At 45.0% G+C, this 6816-nt stretch carries 9 protein-coding genes; 7 read left to right on the forward strand and 2 right to left on the reverse strand.

What is annotated here, in order from left to right; translation table 11 throughout:
• Positions 1–43 precede the first annotated feature (43 nt).
• Entirely contained in the window at positions 44–1141 is a 1098-nt protein-coding gene (locus tag AACU32_RS40575) for an alkene reductase (protein ID WP_339378756.1), read from the reverse strand.
• Between the two features lie 169 nt (positions 1142–1310).
• Between AACU32_RS40575 and AACU32_RS40580 the strand changes: the two genes are divergently transcribed.
• From AACU32_RS40580 to AACU32_RS40595, 4 genes are all read left to right on the forward strand, one after another.
• A complete protein-coding gene (locus AACU32_RS40580) occupies positions 1311–1994 on the forward strand; it encodes a PspA/IM30 family protein (RefSeq protein WP_096608420.1) in 684 nt (227 codons plus the stop codon).
• A gap of 84 nt (positions 1995–2078) precedes the next feature.
• Entirely contained in the window at positions 2079–2384 is a 306-nt protein-coding gene (locus AACU32_RS40585) for a hypothetical protein (protein ID WP_339378757.1), read from the forward strand.
• 489 nt (positions 2385–2873) lie between these two features.
• Positions 2874–3335, forward strand: coding sequence for a cupin domain-containing protein (locus tag AACU32_RS40590; RefSeq protein WP_096608422.1), 462 nt, complete (start codon positions 2874–2876; stop codon positions 3333–3335).
• 16 nt (positions 3336–3351) lie between these two features.
• Complete coding sequence (locus AACU32_RS40595; protein ID WP_096608423.1) at positions 3352–3603, forward strand: hypothetical protein; 252 nt, start codon at positions 3352–3354, stop codon at positions 3601–3603.
• Positions 3604–3640: 37 nt separating this feature from the next.
• Here the strand turns inward: AACU32_RS40595 and AACU32_RS40600 are convergent, their stop codons facing one another.
• A complete protein-coding gene (locus AACU32_RS40600) occupies positions 3641–3775 on the reverse strand; it encodes a hypothetical protein (RefSeq protein ID WP_339378758.1) in 135 nt (44 codons plus the stop codon).
• A 68-nt stretch (positions 3776–3843) separates the two neighbouring features.
• On the opposite strand from AACU32_RS40600, the gene AACU32_RS40605 reads away from it, so the two are divergent.
• The 3 genes from AACU32_RS40605 to AACU32_RS40615 all read left to right on the forward strand — a co-directional run bounded on the left by AACU32_RS40605 (position 3844) and on the right by AACU32_RS40615 (position 6156).
• Complete coding sequence (locus AACU32_RS40605; RefSeq protein ID WP_096608424.1) at positions 3844–4263, forward strand: hypothetical protein; 420 nt, start codon at positions 3844–3846, stop codon at positions 4261–4263.
• Positions 4264–4511: 248 nt separating this feature from the next.
• The gene (locus tag AACU32_RS40610; RefSeq protein ID WP_339378759.1) at positions 4512–4676 is read left to right on the forward strand and encodes a hypothetical protein; all 165 of its coding nucleotides are present in this window, start codon (positions 4512–4514) and stop codon (positions 4674–4676) included.
• 1237 nt (positions 4677–5913) lie between these two features.
• Positions 5914–6156, forward strand: coding sequence for a hypothetical protein (locus AACU32_RS40615; RefSeq protein ID WP_339378760.1), 243 nt, complete (start codon positions 5914–5916; stop codon positions 6154–6156).
• Positions 6157–6816: the final 660 nt, after the last annotated feature.

A 6816-nucleotide genomic window follows, 5' to 3' on the forward strand; every position in this document is an offset into this window, starting at 1 on the left:
GATCGATGTCATCTACCACAAGGACAATAAGCAGACCGTCTGCTCAATGGAGTTGCGACAGGGTTTGATAGTCTGTGTAACCAAGTTCATTACCACCATAGAACCCCCTGACATCAGCTTCGGTCAGCGGGGCATTGAGCCAAAGCCGCTCCACTAAGTCAGGGTTAGAGATAAACAGTCGCCCAAAAACTATGGCATCAGCCCGCTCGCTTGTAATTGCTTCATCACCTCGTTGTCGATCAAAGCCACCCACAGCCAGCAGTGTTCCTTGGTAAACGCTACGTATGAGATCAATGGGGTTGAAGTTCGGTGCAGTTCCTCGGGCGTAACCTCGGTCATACCCGACGTGCAAGTATGCCAAACCCAGTGGACTGAGTGCTTTTGCGACATAGGTGTAAGTTTCGACAGGATTGTCATCGAATGTATCGTTGACTGTGAAGCCGGGGGCGATCTTGACCCCAATCCGCTCCGCTCCCCGGACGCTACACAGAGCATTGACTACTTCGAGCGTGAAGCGAGTTCGATTCTCCAATGTGCCACCATAGGCATCCGTGCGTTGGTTGGAGCCACTGACTTGAAACTGGTTTGGGAGGTATCCAGTTGCAGCATGAAGTTCCACACCATCAAAACCTGCTTCAATAGAGAGTTCTGCTGCTGTGCGGTACTCTTCTACTATTTTGGGTATTTCGTCCAACTCTAAAGCTCGGGGTGTCTCGAAAGGGACTTTGCCATTCCAAACGCGAACTTCTTCGGACACCACTGGGATAGCCGAAGGTGCAATCGGTAGGGCATTGTTAGGTAATAGGGAGGAGTGTGATACCCGTCCTGCGTGCATCAGTTGCACAAATATCCGACCGCCAGCAGCATGAACTGCATCTGTCACTTTTCGCCAGCCTTCAACCTGCTCTTCATTGTGCAGCCCAGGACAGGTTGTGTAGCCCCGCCCCATTGGAGAGGGATGCGTGCCTTCGGTAATAATGAGTCCGGCTGAAGCTCTCTGGGTGTAGTATTCGACCATTAAGGGGGTAGGTACACAGTCAGTAGTAGCCCTCAGTCGGGTCATGGGAGACATGATGATACGGTTGGTCAGGTCAAGCGAACCTAGTCTAAAGGGCGTAAACAGTCCTGATTTTTCTGGCATTGGCATTTTTCCTCTTCTAGAACCAGGGCGCTCTCTTACTGCGTGTCATCACCCACTTCGCCATTTTTGGTGTCATGGCTCCTAATTTTATCAGGGTTGCTGGGCATCTATGGTATACCTGACATATTTACTGACTTAAATATTATTGCTGGAAGCAACAATCAAAGCCATGCTTTACGAAAAAGAGCAATTGTTACTAGATAAGCAGAAAGAATTAATCGAATTCCGACAGTTGGTTACTCAGATTATTGCCAATCAAAAATGCATTGAGAAACAGTACCACGAGGCTCAAAAGGAAGCGAAAGAATGGCAGGATGATGTCGATAAAGCACAGCAAGAAGGGAATATAACGTTAGTTAGTCAAGCACTAAATCGGCCAGAATATTATGCCAAAGCTGTCCTTGATTTGAAAGCTTATCTTGACGAACAAACTGTCCAGGTAGAAACCCAAAAGCGACAGCTAATAAAGTTTGAAAGCGAAATTATTAAACTGGAAATCGAACTGGAAATCGAAGAAGAAATACGCACCATACAAAAGCTCAGAAAAAAATCTAAAAGTTCTCAAGTAGGCCTAGAGGAATTTCGCCAGATACTTGCAGAGGCTATTGCTAGTCAAAAACGCATTGAGTCAAAGTATAACGAAGCTCAAGAAGATGCTCAGAAATGGCAACGGAATGCCCAACTTTCTCTTCAGAAGGGTGATGAAGCATTGGCTCGTCAAGCTTTACACAGAAAAAAGTTTTATGACGAGTCTGTTATTAAATTGAAATCTAATTTAGACGAAATAACTTCTCTGCTAGAGTTGTTAAAACAAGTTTTGATGGAAAACTGGCTCACCAAGAAGCGTGTTTAGGAGTATAGTGAAACTCTAACTTTTGAATAATGCGGCATTATAATCAGGATAATATTTTTCTTATAGCCTGTAGGAGCAATAAATTTGACCTTTGAGCAAGCCATGCTAGTTTTGCAACGAGTATTACAGCAAAAGTATTTAAGTAACGATCAAATCCCAAACAAAACGCCAGAGTTGACGTTTGAGCAAGCAAAGCTCGTTGTAGATACACTATTGCAGACAAAGCATTTAAGCAATATCCAAGAATTAGTATTGAGATTGTCTTGCCAAGGATACACCTATGCAGAGATTGCTAAAAGCTCAGGTTATGACGAAGATTACATCCGAGATGTAGGCTTGCGGTTATGGCAGACTCTCTCAAAAGCACTAGACTCGTCCAAAAATTTGTAAGCAAGTATTTGCAAGGGTTTGAGACCAATCCTTGCAGAAACTCTAAGAACGTCACATCACCAACTCAATGCGATCGCACCCCCAAATCCGAAATTTCAGCCGCGCTGGTCAGTGATTTTTCCTTGACCCGACACTGCCACAAAACGCCTATGAAATTTCTCATTCAACCACACGCTAAAACTACCCCTTGTTTTTAAAAACTTTCTGAGAAATGGGGTGTATTAAAGATGTGATAGGTTGTGCGATCGCCATTGCACAGAAGTGGGGTGGTAGCGATCGCCAGCGCTTAAATTTTGCAGCGGTCAGTCAATAGCCATTGGTCATTTGTCATTGGGCATTCTTGCGATCGCACGAAGGTTTAGCAGTAGTACGCAAGCTAACCGTTAGCATACGCAAGAATGCCAATTATTGCTGGTCGGAGCGTTTCTTATTGCTGGCTCCTACACATAATGGAATAGATATTTCAAGAGAATTCCTAGAGGTGTCAGCATGACTGTTATTACTCCTGATCGTCTCGTCATAGAAGAAAGCCCTTCCCACGCCGCGCACGAGCCAAATCGCACGCTCTGGATCAGCGAAGCAGGAGGGCTTACCCAGTTCGGTGCCTTCATCGAAGTCCTGCAACCAGGCTCTCGTTCATCGATCAAGCATTGGCATAGTGCTGAGGATGAAATGGTCTATGTCCTTGAAGGCGAGATCACGCTGATTGAAGGAGACACAAAGACTGTACTGCGTCCTGGTGACGCTGCAACTTTTCAAGCAGGAGTGTCGGTAGGTCACTTCCTTGAGAATTGTAGCGCCAAGGCAACGCGATGCCTAATAGTCGGCACCCGAGCGGCAGTAGACACAATCACGTATCCTGACCTTGATCGGGTGTGTCACCGAGATCGCTCACTGCCAAACGACATTTGGACTAACAGTGCGGGAGAACCTGCTCCGAGTCCTTACTAGCAATAATTGTAGTAGGATGCTTTTTGTACGCGCAATGTGCGTTCAAGGTACTCGACATCATTTACTGAATTTTATTTCTAAATTAGAAACTGCTCACTCTCAAAAACGCATCCGACTTTATCGTAGTTTGCTGAAAATTATTGTTCACAAGGTTGTCCCCGACCGTTCTGCACGCTGCGAACCACGAGTCACCAAACGCCGCCCCAAAGCCTATCCTAGATTGACCAAACTCCGGCAAGAATTATGTAAACAATTGCAAACTGCCTAATTGATAAGCGTTTCCGCTTTTCAAGCGTGCCATTCCCCTATAACCAAGTCGCGGGAAAAGTGGGGTGAAGTCCAGCCGGAAGATTTGGAGGCGATCGCACCGGGGGAAACTTGGCGGCGGCGATTTTTGGGTATTGGGAGATGGACGCGTTCCGCCAGGTTGCCGCAGTCATCGCGTTAGAACCCGCGCCAAAATGGTTATGCCGTGAGAAGCTAATAAAACATAACCAATTTAACTGTCATGACCGTCATGACCAAGATTCAAAACCTGATTGAACAGCTGCAACAGCTTGAGCAAGAACGAGAAGAGTTAGTCAAAAAACCGATGTCACCACCTGGGGTGTGGATACATCAATATGTGGTGAGAAAGCGTTATCCAGACGGGTTTATCGGAGAATATATTTATGCCAAATGGCAGGCAGACAAGCCGATATTCCAGCGCAATCCAAAAAAGTATGGGCATCGTGGTTCTGGTAATTTTACCTGCCATCAACACATAGGCAGGGTGGACAGTAACACGGGGCTGGGTTCAGTGCCAGAGGTGAAGGAGGCCTACAGGGAATGGAACAACCGCAAGCGACTAGAAGTCATCGACCAAGCGCTGGCGGAAATTGAAATCGCCTTGCAAAAGGTGATGCCGCAAGAAGATGATGAGACATAACCAATAAAAGCGATCGCTCCATAAACCCTCACCCCGTAGTCACGGTGAGAATTGGGGATGGGGATGGGGGTGATAGTCATATTTGGTAGTCACGGTAATTAATTACTATATATAGTCAGCGTGACTACACACGGGCAGAAATCGCATCGCGCCCAAACTGGTTATGCCCTACAAAACTGATAAAACATAACCAATGAACGCAATCGCACGGAAGTGCCAGTGGGGAAATTTTAGCGGTGGCGATTGGCATGGGGAATTGGTACAAGGCCATTGGGAATGGGCATGAGTCCAGTGGGGAAAATTTGGCGGCGGTTGGTGGTCGGTCGTGGGGTGAAGAATTAAGAGCAGGATGTGGAAGCGATCGCACTCATGTCCACAGGTATTTCCTGGTCAGGGTAAAAAGTACTATTTAATACCTGAATTAGATTTAATCCCCAGCAGGAATTGAAAAAAAATTTTTTGACAATATTTTTGGTAGACGATATATATGGTAAGGCTTTCAACAGTACACACGATTTGTTTTTATTATAAATATATTATCGTGTGTACTCTTATAACTACTGATATAATCTAAGCACTTATATATAAAAATACATTGCTATAGAAGATTAATTTATTGGGTGTTGGCCGCTCCCCTGGTGCTTTGGGATTGGATTCCCAAGGTTGGGAATTGAGAATTGGACAGTGCCACTGCTGGGACATCGCTGTCGCTGTGCTACCCCCCGGTAAGCTTGGGGTGAAACTCAAAAGCGCGATCGCGCTGCGCTAAAGTACCAGCGCATTCAATTTGGCGGCGGCGGATTGGGCATAGGGGATGAAGTGGAGGCGATCGCACTCATGTCCACAGGTATTTCCTAGCTAGAGATGACAAGTATTATTTACTACTTGAATTAGATTTAATCCCCAGCAGGAATTGAAAAAAAGTTTTTTGACAATATTTTTGGTAGACCATATACATGGTAGGGCTTCCGCCAGTACACACGATTTGTTTTTATTATAAATATATTATCGTGTGTACTCTTATAACTACTGAGATAATCTAAGCACTTATATATATAAATACATTGATAGAGAAATATTAATGTCTTGGGTGTTCGCCGGGGATTGGGGATTGGGAATCAAACCGATGGCGCGATCGCTCTCGCGTCTCCGAGAAAATTTGCAGTTGAGTCATGCCCCTTGAAGCTTTGAAGTTTCCCACGAAAGCTGTTCTCTGGGAGAGAGTAACTTGTTATGGATATTGATGAACAGGTTAGAGAGGAAACTAGTCTGTCATTACCCCATCGTGAAGTTGGGGAATTGTCGTAGCGCTGGGCGGGGAAACTGTCGCGCTAGCTCTACTGCCCAAATGCATCTCCCTCCGTAAATTAAAAGTGTGATTTAATACTTTACTTCGATTAAATTCCTATCAGAACTTGGAAAGAAAAATTTTTGATAATTTTTTGGGTACACCCTATGCATAGCAACGCTTTTGGCAGTACACACGATTTGTTTTTATTATAAATAAATAATCATCTGTACTTGAATAACTACTGAGATAATGTATCTAGTTATATATAGAAATACATTGCTAGAGAAGATTAATTTATTGGGTGTTCGTCGCTCCCCTGGTGTTTTGCGATTCCCGATGTCGGGAATGAGAATTCCACAGTGCCACTGCCGGGACATCACCCACGCCACTGGGGATATCGCCGTTACTACTGTACTATCGCTCCGTCAGCCAGAGGTGAAACTCCGAGCGTGCGATCGCGCCCCTTGAAGTACCAGCGCATTCAATTTGGCGGCGGGGGATTGGGCATAGGCGATCGCACCAAGGAATTGGTACAAGTCCATCGGGGAAAATTTGGCGGCTTAAGCCTCCACGTTAGCAGTACTACGCACCATAACCGTTAGCATACGCAAGAATGACCCAAATTTGGTTATGCCGTGAAAAATTGATAAGACATAACTGATAGAAGCGATCGCCACTGCCACCCACGATGAATGGAAGCCCCAAGCCAAATCCATCAAATCCGCTTACCTTTTGCCCCGCAAATGCCTTGTTTTAACAAAGTCAAGCATTGAAGCCCCTTCAGGAATTTCTGGTTTCAAGGGGGTCTGGACAAGCCAATTAGCCCAGCCCCCTCTTGGTTCTAAGCTCACTCCTTGGCAGCGCTCCAACGCCTGTTTCTCCAGCCCTGCGATCGCATTGCGGAAGATTTTGTAATCTGTTAGAAGCCTACAAAGTGTTACAAGTATCATAACAAGTTATCTAACAAGTTTGATGCGCTGGTGATAACAGTTTATGAATAATCTAACAGATTAAAATAAACTAACAGGTTATATATTATAGATAACAGTATGCTGGAAACTAACTTGTAACTAGATAAGGTCTTTATAACTATATCTTGTAACCCTTGCTGTGAAAGGGTTCTGCATTAAGTACTATTTAACTGGTTATGCAGATATAACAGGTATTGCAGAGATGCGGAATCAAATATAACCAGTTATATTAGTCTCCTAGGAAAGCGAACAGGATGCCGGGGAGCGGTTATAACCTGTTACGTCTGTTAA

This window comes from Calothrix sp. NIES-2100 (assembly GCF_963875285.1).
Taxonomy (GTDB): Bacteria; Cyanobacteriota; Cyanobacteriia; order Cyanobacteriales; family Nostocaceae; genus Aulosira.

Excerpts from the sequence above, each read along its gene's own strand:
- AACU32_RS40575 (WP_339378756.1), bottom strand. The coding sequence starts at position 1,141 with ATGCCAGAAAAATCAGGACTGTTTACGCCCTTTAGACTAGGTTCGCTT.
- AACU32_RS40580 (WP_096608420.1), top strand. The coding sequence starts at position 1,311 with ATGCTTTACGAAAAAGAGCAATTGTTACTAGATAAGCAGAAAGAATTA.
- AACU32_RS40590 (WP_096608422.1), top strand. The coding sequence starts at position 2,874 with ATGACTGTTATTACTCCTGATCGTCTCGTCATAGAAGAAAGCCCTTCC.
- AACU32_RS40595 (WP_096608423.1), top strand. The coding sequence starts at position 3,352 with ATGCTTTTTGTACGCGCAATGTGCGTTCAAGGTACTCGACATCATTTA.
- AACU32_RS40600 (WP_339378758.1), bottom strand. The coding sequence starts at position 3,775 with ATGACTGCGGCAACCTGGCGGAACGCGTCCATCTCCCAATACCCAAAA.
- AACU32_RS40605 (WP_096608424.1), top strand. The coding sequence starts at position 3,844 with ATGACCGTCATGACCAAGATTCAAAACCTGATTGAACAGCTGCAACAG.
- AACU32_RS40610 (WP_339378759.1), top strand. The coding sequence starts at position 4,512 with ATGGGGAATTGGTACAAGGCCATTGGGAATGGGCATGAGTCCAGTGGG.